General features: G+C 49.8%; 14 protein-coding genes and 3 pseudogenes. 8 read left to right on the forward strand and 9 right to left on the reverse strand.

The window, feature by feature from the left end; genetic code table 11:
- The 3 genes from BFF42_RS25765 to mgrB form a co-directional block, all read right to left on the reverse strand.
- The coding region (locus tag BFF42_RS25765) for an IS1 family transposase (RefSeq protein WP_001348782.1) at positions 1-155 on the reverse strand (155 nt) is incomplete at its 3' end.
- Positions 156-495: 340 nt separating this feature from the next.
- Positions 496-783, reverse strand: coding sequence for a YebO family protein (locus BFF42_RS25770; protein WP_001006860.1), 288 nt, complete (start codon positions 781-783; stop codon positions 496-498).
- A 74-nt stretch (positions 784-857) separates the two neighbouring features.
- Positions 858-1,001, reverse strand: a complete 144-nt coding sequence (gene mgrB, locus BFF42_RS25775) for a PhoP/PhoQ regulatory lipoprotein MgrB (protein WP_000714550.1) — start codon at positions 999-1,001, stop codon at positions 858-860.
- Between the two features lie 158 nt (positions 1,002-1,159).
- Here mgrB and BFF42_RS25780 point away from each other — a divergent pair, with 158 nt between their 5' ends.
- Positions 1,160-1,399: a YobH family protein gene (locus BFF42_RS25780; protein WP_001211009.1), complete on the forward strand. Its 240-nt coding sequence runs from the start codon at positions 1,160-1,162 to the stop codon at positions 1,397-1,399.
- A 142-nt stretch (positions 1,400-1,541) separates the two neighbouring features.
- Here BFF42_RS25780 and kdgR read toward each other — a convergent pair whose 3' ends face one another.
- A complete protein-coding gene (gene kdgR / locus BFF42_RS25785; RefSeq protein WP_001262182.1) occupies positions 1,542-2,333 on the reverse strand; it encodes a DNA-binding transcriptional regulator KdgR in 792 nt (263 codons plus the stop codon).
- 176 nt (positions 2,334-2,509) lie between these two features.
- Between kdgR and BFF42_RS25790 the strand changes: the two genes are divergently transcribed.
- Complete coding sequence (locus BFF42_RS25790; RefSeq protein ID WP_001127216.1) at positions 2,510-3,883, forward strand: MFS transporter; 1,374 nt, start codon at positions 2,510-2,512, stop codon at positions 3,881-3,883.
- A 45-nt stretch (positions 3,884-3,928) separates the two neighbouring features.
- On the opposite strand, the gene htpX is transcribed toward BFF42_RS25790, so the two are convergent.
- From htpX to msrC, 4 genes are all read right to left on the reverse strand, one after another.
- Positions 3,929-4,810: a protease HtpX gene (gene htpX / locus BFF42_RS25795; RefSeq protein ID WP_000984517.1), complete on the reverse strand. Its 882-nt coding sequence runs from the start codon at positions 4,808-4,810 to the stop codon at positions 3,929-3,931.
- Positions 4,811-5,001: 191 nt separating this feature from the next.
- The gene (gene prc, locus BFF42_RS25800) at positions 5,002-7,050 is read right to left on the reverse strand and encodes a carboxy terminal-processing peptidase (RefSeq protein WP_001315679.1); all 2,049 of its coding nucleotides are present in this window, start codon (positions 7,048-7,050) and stop codon (positions 5,002-5,004) included.
- Between the two features lie 19 nt (positions 7,051-7,069).
- Positions 7,070-7,768, reverse strand: a complete 699-nt coding sequence (gene proQ, locus BFF42_RS25805) for an RNA chaperone ProQ (RefSeq protein ID WP_000431370.1) — start codon at positions 7,766-7,768, stop codon at positions 7,070-7,072.
- 96 nt (positions 7,769-7,864) lie between these two features.
- Complete coding sequence (gene msrC, locus BFF42_RS25810) at positions 7,865-8,362, reverse strand: L-methionine (R)-S-oxide reductase (RefSeq protein ID WP_001043882.1); 498 nt, start codon at positions 8,360-8,362, stop codon at positions 7,865-7,867.
- A gap of 129 nt (positions 8,363-8,491) precedes the next feature.
- On the opposite strand from msrC, the pseudogene yebS reads away from it, so the two are divergent.
- From yebS to BFF42_RS25835, 5 genes and pseudogenes are all read left to right on the forward strand, one after another.
- A pseudogene (gene yebS, locus BFF42_RS25815) lies at positions 8,492-9,774 on the forward strand (membrane integrity lipid transport subunit YebS).
- A complete protein-coding gene (yebT, locus tag BFF42_RS25820) occupies positions 9,743-12,376 on the forward strand; it encodes a lipid-binding membrane homeostasis protein YebT (protein ID WP_024258614.1) in 2,634 nt (877 codons plus the stop codon). The pseudogene yebS and the gene yebT overlap by 32 nt, the downstream one beginning before the upstream one ends.
- A gap of 79 nt (positions 12,377-12,455) precedes the next feature.
- A complete protein-coding gene (gene rsmF / locus BFF42_RS25825) occupies positions 12,456-13,895 on the forward strand; it encodes a 16S rRNA (cytosine(1407)-C(5))-methyltransferase RsmF (RefSeq protein ID WP_024258615.1) in 1,440 nt (479 codons plus the stop codon).
- 117 nt (positions 13,896-14,012) lie between these two features.
- Positions 14,013-14,249: a DUF1480 family protein gene (locus BFF42_RS25830; RefSeq protein WP_012421427.1), complete on the forward strand. Its 237-nt coding sequence runs from the start codon at positions 14,013-14,015 to the stop codon at positions 14,247-14,249.
- Positions 14,250-14,353: 104 nt separating this feature from the next.
- On the forward strand, positions 14,354-14,545 hold the full coding sequence (locus BFF42_RS25835; protein WP_000457842.1) for a YdfD/YebW family protein: 192 nt from the start codon (positions 14,354-14,356) through the stop codon (positions 14,543-14,545).
- Here the strand turns inward: BFF42_RS25835 and BFF42_RS25840 are convergent.
- Positions 14,546-15,010, reverse strand: a pseudogene (locus BFF42_RS25840) (metallophosphoesterase family protein); the annotation flags it as partial. It abuts the gene before it with no gap.
- Positions 15,011-15,076: 66 nt separating this feature from the next.
- On the opposite strand from BFF42_RS25840, the pseudogene BFF42_RS25845 reads away from it, so the two are divergent.
- A pseudogene (locus BFF42_RS25845) lies at positions 15,077-15,353 on the forward strand (transposase); the annotation flags it as partial.
- Positions 15,354-15,449: the final 96 nt, after the last annotated feature.

The raw sequence follows: 15,449 nt of genomic DNA on the forward strand, positions 1-15,449 counted from the left end.
GTACCGGGCTGAGAGGCGGTGTAAGTGAACTGTAGTTGCCATGTTTTACGGCAATGAGAGCAGAGATAGCGCTGATGTCCGGCAGTGCTTTTGCCGTTACGCACCACGCCTTCAGTAGCGGAGCAGGAAGGACATCTGATGGAAATGGAAGCCACGCAAGCACCTTAAAATCACCATCATACACTAAATCAGTAAGTTGGCAGCATTACCGAAAATTTAAAATAAGAAAAATTGATGAATGAGCAAAAAAATCAAGAGAGAAACGTTTCGCTAATAAATAATACCACGCTTAATCACAAATCCGATGTAAACATCCTAATAAATTAATGAGGAAAATATCTTTTTCTGATATCCCGTTACGCAAATAAATAATATGATAATTATCTGAAGTCAGACCAGAGTTTTAATTTGAAGCAGTTGCACCATGACAGTGCGTATAATCAGGATGAATTGAGTAACCCTTCAACGACGGGGTTACTCAAGATTGAGGAAGGATTATCGTTCGGCGACCAGGCGAATAATATCTTCGTCATCAACCGATTTTTGACTCTCAATGGTCTTTTTATCTGCTTTCTCTGGTTCGTTTGCTTCGCACAAACGACGTAACAGTGCATTTTGACGTTTTTGCTGATCCAGCAACGCCTCAAGCAGTTCAATCTGTTCGTTAGTCCGTGAACTGGCACGATTGATAAAAAACCACAAGATGAGCCCGATAAGAAGAACCACCACCGATACAACCAAAGACGCAATGTTCATCACGCCTGAATTTACAACTTCGTTCATTTCACCACCTCTGAGTAGAGGCGCTATTCTACCACTGCTGGAGAGGAAGAAAATCTAGTGCTGAAAAAATGATATCACCACGGGATAAACTGGTTAATGGCACAAATTCCGCTGAAAAATTGTACATCCTGATCGCACATCATGTTGAATACCTGCGCCCAAAGCAGCAAGCAAGCCAACACCACGACAACCAGAACGACCCATCGAAACTTTTTCACTCCAATCTCCGCTTCACCTACCTTATGTCATTAAACTAGCATGCGTTAGTTAAACAGCGCCTAACTATGTCGATATTCGTGCTTTTTCGGAATGAGTAGCTTGCTTCAGCGCATATTGCCGCTACGATTAAGCGAACATAAAAAGAGAAGAGGTTGTAATGCGATTCATCATTCGCACAGTTATGCTGATAGCACTGGTATGGATAGGATTATTACTCAGCGGATATGGCGTTTTGATTGGAAGCAAAGAGAATGCCGCAGGATTAGGTTTGCAATGTACCTATCTGACTGCCAGAGGCACCAGCACGGTACAATACTTGCACACTAAAAATGGTTTCTTGGGGATAACAGATTGCCCACTGTTACGTAAAAGCAATATCGTGGCCGATAATGGTTAAGGGTAATAAATAACCAGATTCTCACTCATGAGTAAAATATTCTTATAGCAAGCGCGTTTAATATAACGCACCTTCAACTTTATTTTTCTCATGCTAAATAAAGAACCTGTCTGTTTGATATTCCGACAGGTTCTTACTCTCATCAGAACGGATAGTCGTGATAACCCATTTGGGCAGAAATTTTGCGCGCTGCGGTATGCAACATTGCGACATATTCCTGTAAACGCTCTTCAGAGAAACGCAACGTCGGGAAGGAGATGCTCAAACCGGCAATGACCACGCCAAAGCGATCAAATACCGGTACCGCAATGCATCGCAGCCCTTCTTCCTGCTCTTCGTTATCTTCGCCATACCCCTGCTCGCGCACCTGGTCCAGAACGGGTAATAACGCTTCTGTACTGGTGATGGTCCGCTCGGTACTGCGTTTATACTCCACGCCCTCAAGAATTTGCTTCACTTCATCGCGATCGCGCCATGCCAGCAGTACCTTACCAATCGCGGTGCTGTACAGCGGATTACGACGCCCAATCCGTGAATACATGCGCAAATTGTACATAGAGTCAATTTTGTGAATGTAAACAATACTGTCTTCGTCCAGTGCGCCGAGGTGGATAGTTTCTTTGGTCAGGCGGGAGATCTCACGCATCTGGATATCTGCGCTACGAATTAAATCGACGTTTTGTAACGCGCGAGCGCCCAGTTCAAACAATTTCAGGGTCAGGGAATATTTCTCCGACTCCCCTTCCTGCGCCACATAACCTAAGGTTTTCATGGTCTGTAAAAAGCGATAAACGGTGCTTTTTGACATCATGACGCGCTGCGACAGCTCGGTTATCCCTATTTCGCGCTCTTCACCCAGCGCCTGCAAAATGCCAAAAACTTTTAGCACGGAAGATACAGAATCAGGCTGTTTATCCAGATCTGCGTTAGCCATTTATCACCTCATTGCGAGTGTTTTATAAAAATCAGAACTGTTTTTTATTATAATTTCGCACCAGGGGGGTCGCAATCCATCTTTTGCCGGTTAGTTACAATTCTGCGACATCCACCGTGAATATCAGTGCTAGAATCATACCCCTGTTGATTATTCACCAAAGATATAAAATTCCTATGCCAAAAGTTCAGGCCGACGGCCTGCCATTGCCCCAGCGATACGGTGCGATATTAACCATTGTGATTGGTATTTCGATGGCTGTCCTTGACGGCGCAATCGCCAACGTCGCCCTGCCAACAATCGCCACGGACCTTCATGCCACGCCAGCCAGTTCCATCTGGGTAGTGAACGCCTATCAAATCGCCATTGTCATCTCCCTGCTCTCGTTTTCGTTTCTGGGCGATATGTTTGGCTATCGACGTATTTATAAATGCGGTCTGGTCGTTTTTCTGTTGTCTTCACTGTTCTGCGCCCTTTCTGATTCGCTGCAAATGCTCACCCTTGCGCGTGTCATACAAGGTTTCGGCGGTGCAGCGTTGATGAGCGTTAATACCGCACTTATCCGCCTGATCTATCCACAACGTTTTCTGGGGAGAGGGATGGGCATAAACTCGTTTATTGTTGCCGTCTCTTCTGCTGCCGGGCCGACAATTGCTGCAGCAATCCTCTCCATCGCATCCTGGAAATGGTTATTTTTAATCAACGTACCGTTAGGTATTATCGCCCTGCTTCTGGCGATGCGTTTTCTGCCACCCAATGGTTCTCGCGCCAGTAAACCCCGTTTCGACCTGCCCAGCGCCGTGATGAACGCGTTAACCTTCGGCCTGCTTATCACTGCGTTGAGTGGTTTCGCTCAGGGGCAATCGCTGACGTTAATTGCTGCGGAACTGGTGGTAATGGTTGTTGTTGGTATTTTCTTTATTCGCCGCCAGCTTTCTCTTCCCGTACCGCTGCTACCGGTGGATTTACTGCGTATCCCGCTGTTTTCACTTTCTATTTGCACATCTGTTTGCTCTTTCTGCGCACAAATGCTGGCAATGGTTTCCCTGCCCTTTTACCTGCAAACCGTGCTCGGGCGTAGTGAAGTCGAAACAGGTTTACTTCTGACACCGTGGCCGTTAGCAACGATGGTGATGGCTCCGTTGGCAGGCTATTTGATTGAACGCGTACATGCAGGATTGCTGGGTGCTCTAGGGTTGTTCATCATGGCTGCGGGGCTTTTTTCCCTGGTTCTGCTGCCCGCGTCACCTGCGGATATCAATATTATCTGGCCGATGATCTTATGTGGCGCTGGATTTGGCTTGTTCCAGTCACCCAATAACCACACCATTATTACCTCCGCTCCTCGCGAACGTAGCGGTGGAGCCAGTGGCATGTTAGGAACGGCTCGTCTACTGGGTCAGAGTAGCGGCGCGGCACTGGTGGCGCTGATGCTAAATCAGTTCGGTGATAATGGTACGCACGTTTCGCTGATGGCTGCGGCTATTCTGGCAGTGATTGCTGCCTGTGTCAGTGGTTTACGTATCACTCAGCCACGATCCAGGGCATAAAAAAAGCGCGTCGATCAGGACGCACTTTTTAGTATTTACTTCATATTACTTCAGGTATTCACCCGTACGCAGAGCTTCAATTCGTTTATCCAGCGGCGGGTGAGTCATGAACAACTCACTGAGCGATTTCGACTTACCGTTAATGCAGAAAGCCATCATGCTGGTTGCTTCTTGCGGTTCATAGCTGGTTTTCAGGCGCTGCAGCGCGGCAATCATTTTCTCGCGACCAACCAGTTTTGCCGAACCGGCATCAGCATGGAATTCACGATGACGCGAGAACCACATGGTGATAATGCTCGCCAGAATACCAAACACCAGTTCCAGAACCGTTGCAACCGCAAAGTAGATCAGCGGGTTGCCGTTGCTCTCTTCACCTTCATCACGATTTCCGCCCATAAAACCCGCGGCAAGCTGCGCCAGAATACGGGAAATAAAGATAACGAAGGTGTTCACCACGCCCTGAATCAGCGTCATGGTAACCATATCACCATTGGCGATGTGGCTGATTTCGTGAGCAATTACCGCCTCGGCTTCATCCGGGCTCATGTTCTGCAGCAAACCGGTGCTGACAGCAACCAGAGAGGCATCACGGCGCGCACCGGTTGCAAAAGCGTTGATGTCCGGCGCATGGTAGATAGCCACTTGCGGCATAGCGATCCCTGCCTGACGAGCCTGGGTTGCTACAGTATTGACCAGCCAACGTTCCCTTTCGTTACGCGGTTGCTCGATCACTTCCCCGCCAACAGATCGTAATGCCATCCATTTGGACATCAGAAGCGAAACGAAGGAACCACCAAAACCGAACAGCAAGGCCATGATCATCAGCCCCTGAACGCTGCTCGACTGTATCCCTGTCAGGCTCAGTACCAGCCCGAAAACGACCATTACGGCCAGGTTCGTTAGCAGGAAGAGCGCGATTCGCATCATAATTTTCTTTTTACCTCAGTTTAACAAAACGCAATATGCGATACCCACATCGTATGGGTTACGCGACTATTTTCAAGTCTGGATAGTGCGTAAGTCACCAGAAAGACACAACTTTACATTTTGTAGCATCTGATTTACGGCATCTTGCCGCTGTTAAAAAATCAGGCACAATTTCTTGTGCCTGATTGATATTACTTGACGGGAGCGGGTTGTTCCGCGGGTCTGGCTTTTTCAAGCTTCGCCAGATCGAGTGCGATATTCACCGTCTCATCCAGATAAGGATCCGGCTCTTGGTAATCTTTCGGTAGATCATCCAGCTTCTTCAACTCCGGTTTACCTTCGCGTTTAAAGCGTTCGTTCAAACGCGCCAGACGCGTCGCATCATCTTCATTATTCTCTTTCTCACGCACAGCGTAGTTCAGAGAAACGATATTGCGCTTGTCCTTCATAGCGTTGAAGCGCGCGATATCCTTCATGATGTTCTGGAACTCAGGATCTTTCGCGATACGCGCATTATGTTCCTTCAGCAGCTCCGGCCCAAAGGCCGTTAAATCGCCTGATTTCACATAAGTCGCGGCATCAATGCTATCCCACGGCAGCGCGTTATCTTCGAATTTCTCACCCGTTTCCGTTTCTTCATTACCCGTCGGCATGATGATGTCTGGCGTTACGCCTTTACGTTGCGTACTGCCGCCGTTAACGCGATAGAATTTCTGGATCGTGTACTGCACAGAACCCAGCGCTGGCCATTCAGGACGTAACATCTGATCGTAAATACGGTTCAATGAACGGTATTGCTGAACGGTGCCTTTACCAAACGTCGGTTCACCCACAACCAGCGCACGACCGTAATCCTGCATTGCCGCGGCAAAGATTTCTGAAGCCGAAGCACTGAAACGGTCAACCAGTACCACCAGCGGGCCTTTATAGAACACCTGCCCGTCGGTATCGCTGTCTTCACGAACCTTGCCGTTGTTATCGCGGACCTGAACAATGGGACCCGCAGGAATAAACAGACCTGAGAGCGATACCGCTTCGGTCAACGCCCCACCGCCATTGCTACGCAGGTCGATGATCACACTGCTGACATTCTGTTTTTCCAGTTTCTGCAGTTGAACTTTGACATCGTCTGTCAAACCCACATAGAAGCCCGGAATATCCAGCACGCCGACTTTCTCTTTACCGACGGTCTTCACCGACATTTTAACCGCGCGGTCTTCGAGACGAATACGTTCACGGGTCAATGTTACAGTGCGGGTCTTGGTCCCTTTACCAGCAGGTAAAATTTCCAGACGAACTTTACTGCCCTTCGGCCCTTTAATTAAGGCAACCACATCATCAAGACGCCAGCCAATCACGTCAACCATCGGCTTGCCTGTTTGACCAACACCGACAATTTTGTCACCAACGCTGATAGCTTTACTCTTCGCTGCCGGACCACCTGCCACCATCGAATTGATAACGGTGTAGTCATCATCCATTTGCAGCACTGCGCCAATACCTTCCAGCGACAAACTCATTTCAGTGTTGAACTGTTCGGTATTACGCGGGGAAAGATAGTTGGTATGCGGGTCGATTTCACGCGCAAACGCCGTCATTGCCAGCGAGAAAACATCTTCGCTGTTGGTTTGCGCCAGACGACGAATGGCAAATTTGTAGCGGCGTGTCAGGGTTTCACGAATTTCTTTATCCGTTTTTCCTGCCAGCTTCAGGCTTAACTCGTCGAATTTGACTTTACTGTCCCACAGCGCGTTCAACTCAGCCTCGTTTTTCGGCCAGGGCGCTTTGCTGCGGTCAAGGTTATAAGTGTCGTTGCCGGTGAAATCCATCGGCTTTTCCAGTACCGACAAAGCGTACTGGTAACGCTCAAAACGGCGCTTTTGCGCCAGATTGTAGAGATCGTAGAAAACGTCGAGTTTGCCTGAACGCAGTTCATCGCCTAACTCGGTTTTCTTTTTCGCGAACTGTTCAACATCGCTTGCCAGCAGCACGTTGTGGCTGTAATCGAGCAGATTCAGGTAGCGGTCAAAGATTTTGGCCGAAAATGCCTGATCGAGGTCGAACTGGCGATAATGAGAACGGGTGAAGCGCGACGTTACGCGCTCACTTACCGTCGCATGCTGCGTCTCTTCCTTTAATACCGGAATTTGATCAGCACGCGTGATATCTTCTACAGCGAAGGTCTGGCCTGCTATTGCAAGCAGGCCAGCTAACGCGGTAAGCCTAAAAAACATGTTCATGCCTGGCCCGGCCTCCGTTTCAGAACACCAGGTGTTCTGCGCGCACAATCAAAGACATACCCGAATTCAGCTGGACGCGGACGCCGTCTTTGGTGATTTCTAATACGGTGGCATCCATCGCGTTTTGACCCGCTTTCACCTTCAGAGCTTGTCCGACAGTCAGAGCTGAAATGTCAGAAACCGGGGTGTGCTGTTCTTCGCGAGGTGCTTTTACTGTTTTTGGCGCTTTCTCTACCGGCTTTTGCGCACGAGGTTTACGTTCAGCGCCTTCTTTGCGGCGTGGCGTGGTCGGACGTGGCTTGCGTTCGCGGCGCGGTGCGTCTTCTTTCTCACCAGCAGCTGCGGCAGCTTCGCGTTTTTTCGCTTGCTGTTCAGCACGCTGTGCCTGAACACGCGCTTTCGCTTCTTCAAGCTGCTTGCGAGCATGCTCTACATGTTGCTCGTCCAGCTCACCGCATGGGTTGCCGTCAAGATCGACACGCGTTGCGCCGGGTTTAACACCGTAAAGATAACGCCAGCTCGAAGTGTAGAGACGTAAAGCGGATCGTAATTGCGTTTTGCTCAGGTTCATTTCCCCGGCAACACGATCGACCAAATCCTGAAAAATACCGATTTTCAGCGGACGCGCTTCACCTTCCGCACTGAAACAGTGGGGAAAACGTTCGGCCAGAAACGCGATTACTTCTTTACTGCTATTCAACTTAGGTTGATTTTCCATGAAATTTCCTGATTACAACGGACGTAGCCAACAAGCGCAGGCATGAACAGGCGTCATTATAATGACGCTACCAGTAAATGCTACGTTATCCGTTGATTATCCTGCGACGCTCGCAAAGAATTTTTTGTAATCCGTCGTTGCAAGCACTTTTTCAAGCTGTGCCACAAGCTGACGTAAGCCTTGCTCGTCCTCGTCTGTAAAGCGACCGAAGACGGTACTATCGATGTCAAGAACACCAATAATCTGATTTTTCACCACCAGCGGCAGAACAATTTCAGAATTACTCGCCGCATCACAGGCAATATGCCCGTCAAACGCGTGAACATCCTCGATACGCTGCACTTGATTGCGGGCAACCGCAGTGCCGCACACCCCGCGCCCGACGGGTATCCGGACACAGGCAATTTTGCCCTGAAATGGTCCGAGTACCAGTGTATCGTCCTCAAGCAAATAAAAACCTGCCCAGTTTACGTCAGTGAGACGCTCGTATAACAACGCACTGGTGTTCGCAAGCGTTGCCAGAAAACTGGTTTCTCCCGCCATCAGCGCGTTAAAGTCGCGATTTAAATCCGCGTAAAATTCTGTTTTGTTCATTATATAATCACTTGTTTGTCTTACCTGGAACTGCCAGCCTATTAAAATAAGCATTAAATGCGTTAATGCTCAAGATCATTCCCATCATGGGTTAAGATTAATGTTAATTCTTATTACATTTGGCACGTCATGGCTCTTAACACACCACAAATTACGCCGACAAAAAAGATAACAGTGAGGTCAATCGGCGAGGAACTGCCGCGTGGTGATTACCAACGTTGCCCGCAATGTGACATGCTGTTTAGCCTGCCCGAGATAAATTCTCATCAGAGTGCCTATTGTCCGCGCTGTCAGGCAAAAATTCGCGACGGGCGCGACTGGTCGCTAACGCGCCTGGCGGCAATGGCTTTCACCATGCTGTTGCTGATGCCGTTTGCCTGGGGCGAACCGCTGTTGCATATCTGGCTGTTAGGTATTCGTATCGACGCAAACGTCATGCAAGGCATCTGGCAAATGACCAAACAGGGCGATACGATAACGGGGGCGATGGTCTTTTTCTGCGTTATTGGTGCCCCCCTCATTCTGGTGTCCTCCATAGCATATTTATGGTTTGGTAACCGACTGGGAATGAATTTACGTCCGGTACTGCTGATGCTTGAGCGTCTTAAAGAGTGGGTAATGCTGGATATCTACCTGGTCGGCATTGGCGTTGCTTCTATAAAGGTACAGGATTATGCCCATATCCAGGCGGGTGTCGGCTTGTTCTCTTTTGTGGCGTTGGTGATTTTAACGACGGTGACGTTGTCACATCTTAATGTTGAGGAGCTGTGGGAGCGATATTATCCGCAGCGCCCCGCTACGCGTAGGGACGAGAAACTTCGTGTCTGTCTTGGGTGCCATTTTACCGGCTATCCTGATCAGCGTGGTCGCTGCCCGCGTTGCCATATCCCGCTACGCCTGCGTCGTCGTCATAGTTTGCAAAAATGCTGGGCGGCGCTGTTAGCGTCAATCGTTTTGTTGTTACCAGCCAACCTATTGCCTATTTCTATCATTTATCTGAATGGTGGCCGGCAGGAAGATACGATTCTTTCCGGGATTATGTCGCTGGCAAGTAGCAACATTGCGGTCGCCGGAATCGTGTTTATCGCCAGTATTCTGGTACCGTTTACTAAAGTGATCGTCATGTTCACTTTACTGTTGAGCACTCATTTTAAATGCCAGCAAGGTTTACGCACACGCATTCTGTTACTGCGGATGGTGACCTGGATTGGACGCTGGTCGATGCTCGACCTGTTTGTCATATCTTTAACCATGTCGCTGATTAATCGCGATCAGATCCTCGCTTTTACTATCGGACCGCTGCGTTTTATTTTGGCGCAGCCGTAATTTTGACTATTCTTGCTGTGGAATGGCTGGACAGCCGCTTACTTTGGGATGCACATGAGTCAGGAAACGCCCGCTTCGACGACTGAAGCGCAGATTAAAAATAAACGCCGTATCTCACCTTTCTGGCTGCTGCCTTTCATCGCGCTAATGATTGCCGGTTGGCTGATTTGGGACAGTTATCAGGACCGAAGTAATACCGTCACCATCGACTTTATGTCGGCGGATGGTATTGTCCCGGGCCGTACGCCTGTTCGTTATCAGGGCGTTGAAGTCGGAACAGTGCAGGATATCAGCCTCAGCGACGATCTTCGTAAGATTGAAGTCAAGGTCAGCATCAAGTCCGATATGAAAGATGCGCTGCGCGAAGAGACTCAATTCTGGCTGGTGACGCCAAAAGCATCGTTGGCAGGTGTCTCCGGGCTGGACGCCCTCGTCGGTGGGAACTATATCGGCATGATGCCGGGTACAGGTAAAGAGCAGGATCACTTTGTCGCACTCGATACCCAACCGAAATATCGGCTGGACAATGGCGATCTGATGATCCACCTGCAAGCCCCCGATCTCGGTTCGCTGAACAGCGGTTCATTGGTCTATTTCCGCAAGATCCCGGTGGGAAAAGTCTACGACTATGCCATCAATCCCAACAAACAAGGCGTGGTGATTGATGTCCTGATCGAGCGGCGTTTTACCGATCTGGTGAAAAAAGGTAGCCGTTTCTGGAACGTTTCCGGCGTTGATGCCAATGTCAGTATCAGTGGCGCGAAGGTGAAACTGGAAAGCCTGGCGGCACTGGTTAACGGTGCGATTGCCTTCGATTCACCAGAAGAGTCGAAACCTGCCGAGGCGGAAGATACCTTTGGTCTGTATGAAGACCTCGCCCATAGCCAGCGTGGCGTAATAATCAAACTGGAACTGCCGAGTGGGGCCGGATTAACCGCCGACTCGACGCCATTAATGTATCAGGGACTGGAAGTCGGACAGCTAACTAAACTGGATTTAAATCCTGGTGGTAAAGTCACTGGGGAAATGACAGTTGATCCCAGCGTCGTTACCCTGCTTCGTGAAAATACCCGCATCGAATTACGTAATCCGAAATTATCCCTTAGCGATGCCAATCTCAGCGCCCTGCTGACTGGCAAAACCTTCGAGTTGGTACCCGGCGATGGCGAGCCACGCAAAGAGTTCGTTGTTGTGCCAGGCGAAAAAGCACTGCTGCATGAACCTGATGTTCTGACGCTGACCCTGACCGCGCCGGAAAGTTACGGTATTGATACGGGTCAGCCGCTCATTCTTCACGGCGTGCAGGTAGGCCAGGTTATTGATCGTAAACTCACCAGCAAAGGCGTTACCTTTACCGTCGCCATCGAGCCTCAGCATCGCGAACTGGTAAAAGGCGATAGCAAATTTGTCGTCAACAGCCGTGTCGACGTGAAGGTGGGGCTGGATGGCGTTGAGTTTCTTGGTGCCAGCGCCTCAGAATGGATTAACGGCGGGATACGTATTCTGCCAGGCGATAAAGGTGAGATGAAAGCCAGCTATCCACTGTATGCCAATCTGGAAAAAGCGCTGGAGAACAGCCTTAGCGATTTACCCACCACAACCGTGAGTTTGAGTGCAGAGACGCTGCCGGATGTGCAGGCAGGATCGGTAGTGCTGTACCGTAAATTTGAAGTTGGTGAAGTGATTACCGTGCGTCCGCGAGCTAACGCGTTTGATATCGATCTGCATATTAAGCCGGAGTATCGCAACCTTCTGACCAGCAATAGCGTGTTCTGGGCAGAAGGCGGGGCGAAAGTTCAGCTGAATGGTAGTGGCCTGACCGTACAGGCATCCCCGCTCTCCAGAGCATTAAAGGGAGCCATTAGCTTCGATAACCTCAGCGGTGCCAGCGCCAGTCAGCGTAAAGGCGACAAACGAATTCTGTATGCTTCCGAAACAGCGGCCCGTGCGGTTGGTGGGCAGATTACGCTTCACGCTTTCGATGCCGGAAAACTGGCGGTCGGGATGCCAATTCGCTATCTCGGTATTGATATCGGGCAAATCCAGACGCTGGATCTGATTACCGCGCGCAATGAAGTACAGGCAAAGGCGGTGCTCTATCCGGAGTATGTCCAGACCTTCGCCCGCGGCGGTACGCGCTTCTCGGTGGTCACACCGCAAATTTCAGCCGCAGGCGTTGAGCATCTAAATACTATCCTCCAGCCGTATATCAATGTCGAACCAGGTCGGGGTAATCCTCGCCGTGACTTTGAGTTGCAAGAAGCTACTATTACTGATTCGCGTTACCTGGATGGCTTAAGCATTATTGCCGAAGCACCGGAAGCCGGTTCGTTAGGTATTGGTACGCCTGTGCTGTTCCGTGGTCTGGAAGTAGGTACGGTTACCGGAATGACGCTGGGGACATTGTCAGATCGCGTGATGATTGCGATGCGCATCAGTAAACGCTATCAACACCTGGTGCGTAACAATTCCGTCTTCTGGTTGGCATCGGGTTACAGTCTGGACTTTGGTCTGACGGGCGGCGTAGTGAAAACCGGCACCTTTAACCAGTTTATCCGTGGCGGCATCGCCTTCGCCACGCCTCCGGGTACGCCACTGGCACCGAAAGCCCAGGAAGGCAAACACTTCCTGTTGCAGGAAAGTGAACCGAAAGAGTGGCGTGAATGGGGAACTGCGCTTCCCAAATAATGCCCACTGCTCCGGCGTGCCTGCGCCGGAGCGTTTATGCTAAACTGCGCGCCTGTTTTTTTGCCAGTGGTACATGCTCGTGGCCCAACACACCGTTTATTTCCCGGACGCGTTTCTGACACAAATGCGCGAAGCTATGCCTTCGACGCTCTCATTTGATGATTTTCTTGCCGCCTGTCAGCGCCCGTTGCGCCGCAGCATTCGCGTTAATACGCTGAAAATCTCCGTTGCTGATTTCCTGCAATTAACCGCTCCTTATGGCTGGACGCTTACGCCAATTCCGTGGTGTGAAGAAGGTTTCTGGATTGAACGCGACAATGAAGATGCATTGCCATTGGGTAGTACCGCCGAGCATTTAAGTGGCCTGTTTTATATTCAGGAAGCCAGTTCAATGTTGCCCGTCGCCGCCTTGTTTGCTGACGGTAATGCACCACAGCGGGTGATGGATGTCGCTGCTGCGCCAGGCTCAAAAACGACGCAAATTGCCGCGCGGATGAATAACGAAGGGGCAATCCTTGCCAATGAGTTTTCCGCCAGTCGGGTAAAAGTGTTACATGCCAATATCAGCCGCTGTGGCATCAGTAATGTTGCGCTCACACATTTTGATGGCCGCGTGTTTGGTGCGGCAGTGCCAGAAATGTTTGATGCCATTTTGCTGGACGCTCCCTGCTCCGGCGAAGGCGTGGTGCGTAAAGATCCCGATGCGCTAAAAAACTGGTCACCAGAAAGCAATCAGGAAATCGCAGCTACACAACGGGAGCTTATCGACAGCGCCTTTCATGCATTACGTCCTGGTGGTACGCTGGTTTACTCGACCTGTACCTTAAACCAGGAAGAAAACGAAGCCGTTTGCCTGTGGCTGAAAGAGACTTACCCCGACGCAGTAGAGTTTTTACCACTTGGCGATCTCTTCCCTGGTGCAAACAAAGCGCTGACCGAAGAAGGCTTTTTGCATGTTTTCCCACAAATTTACGACTGCGAAGGCTTCTTCGTTGCTCGTCTGCGTAAAACTCAGGCGATTCCCGCCTTACCCGCCCCCAAATACAAAGTCGGTAATTTTCCGTTCAGCCCGGTGAAAGATCGCGAAGCTGGACAAATTCGCCAGGCGGCTGCAGATGTTGGCTTAAACTGGGATGAAAACCTGCGCCTCTGGCAGCGTGACAAAGAACTGTGGTTGTTCCCGGTGGGCATTGAAGCCCTGATCGGTAAAGTCCGATTTTCTCGCTTGGGGATTAAACTTGCCGAAACGCACAACAAAGGTTATCGCTGGCAGCATGAAGCAGTTATTGCCCTTGCCACCCCCGACAATGTGAACGCTTTTGAACTGACACCGCAGGAAGCGGAGGAGTGGTATCGCGGGCGCGATGTTTACCCGCAAGCCGCGCCAGTGGCGGATGACGTGTTGGTTACTTTCCAGCATCAACCGATTGGTTTAGCCAAACGGATTGGTTCGCGATTGAAAAACAGCTATCCGCGTGAACTGGTGCGCGATGGGAAACTTTTTACCGGTAACGCCTGACAGCGCACAAAAAAAGCGCACTTTTTGACTGGCACATTCGGCTGCCTCAACTAGGCTGAAAAATGGTGCGATCGGACTGGTCGTACCACAACCGGCAGCTAAATGGAGAGCACGAAGATGAAAACCAGTGTGCGCATAGGCGCTTTTGAAATCGACGACGGCGAATTACACGGTGAATCGCCGGGTGATCGAACGTTAACCATTCTTTGTAAATCTGACCCCGATTTATGTATGCAACTCGATGCCTGGGATGCTGAAACCAGTATCCCTGCCCTGCTAAATGGCGAACACTCTGTCCTTTACCGTACCCGTTACGATCAACAATCTGATGCCTGGATTATGCGTCTTGCCTGATCCAAAAAGAACCCGTCGGCATGGCGGGTTATTTGTCCTGGTTATTCCCCCGTTGTAAAATCTCTCCTAAACTTAACGGTACGGCACCACACTTCGGGGATGAAATGTTCGCGCTGGTACTTTTTGTTTGCTACCTGGATGGCGGTTGTGAAGATATTGTTGTGGATGTCTACAACACGGAACAGCAGTGTCTTTATTCTATGAGCGATCAACGGATCCGCCAGGGCGGTTGTTTTCCGATTGAGGATTTTATAGATGGTTTCTGGCGACCTGCACAGGAGTACGGTGATTTTTAATCATTGCAATTGCACAAGAGTCAGTTCGCCCCCAAAGACAGCACCGGTATCAATATAATGCAGGTTGCCAATATCCACGCGATGTCGCAACGGTGTATGACCAAACCAGAAATGATCAGCACCTGTAATTCCCTGCCCTTTTTGGCGTTCACCTAATCGCGAGCGGCTCCACAAGACCTGATGCAAATCAACGTCCTTTTGCCATTCATAAACATCATCTGGATAATCCGCATGAGCAATAACATGCTTGCCGGTGCGACTGTGTACTTCAAGAATAAAGGGCAAATGCTGACATTTTTCCAGCGCCGTTTTCGCTTGTTTCTGTTGATTATCTGCCAGCGCAATAAACCAGTCGCAGCCATTCATCAACCACAAAGACATCTGCTGGGATGCCAGCGCATCCATCGCCATCTGTTCATGATTGCCTCTTACCGCACAAACCCAATGTTGTTCCAGTAACTGCAGACTGAGGTAGCCTGAGTTTAACGGACACTCCTTCCTGAAATAGAATGGCATCAGAAGGAGCTAATAATGAGCAGAAAAAACCAACGTTACTCTAAAGAGTTCAAAGCCGAAGCTGTCAGAACGGTTCTTGAAAATCAACTTTCGATCAGTGAAGGCGCTTCCCGATTATCCCTTCCTGAAGGCACTTTAGGACAATGGGTTACCGCCGCCAGAAAAGGGCTCGGTACTCCTGGTTCCCGCACGGTGGCTGAACTGGAATCTGAAATTCTGCAACTGCGTAAGGCGTTAAATGAAGCTCGCCTTGAGCGAGATATATTAAAAAAGCAACAGCGTATTTTGCACGTAAGCGTACAGCCTGAACCGTCTGGTCAGAATCTGACGAATTAGACAAAGTGGTGTCCACCAAATAAGTAGTGGGAACCAAAGTGTCAGATATGCA

Source organism: Shigella sp. FC1661 (genome assembly GCF_001712525.1).
Taxonomy (GTDB): Bacteria; Pseudomonadota; Gammaproteobacteria; order Enterobacterales; family Enterobacteriaceae; genus Escherichia; species Escherichia coli.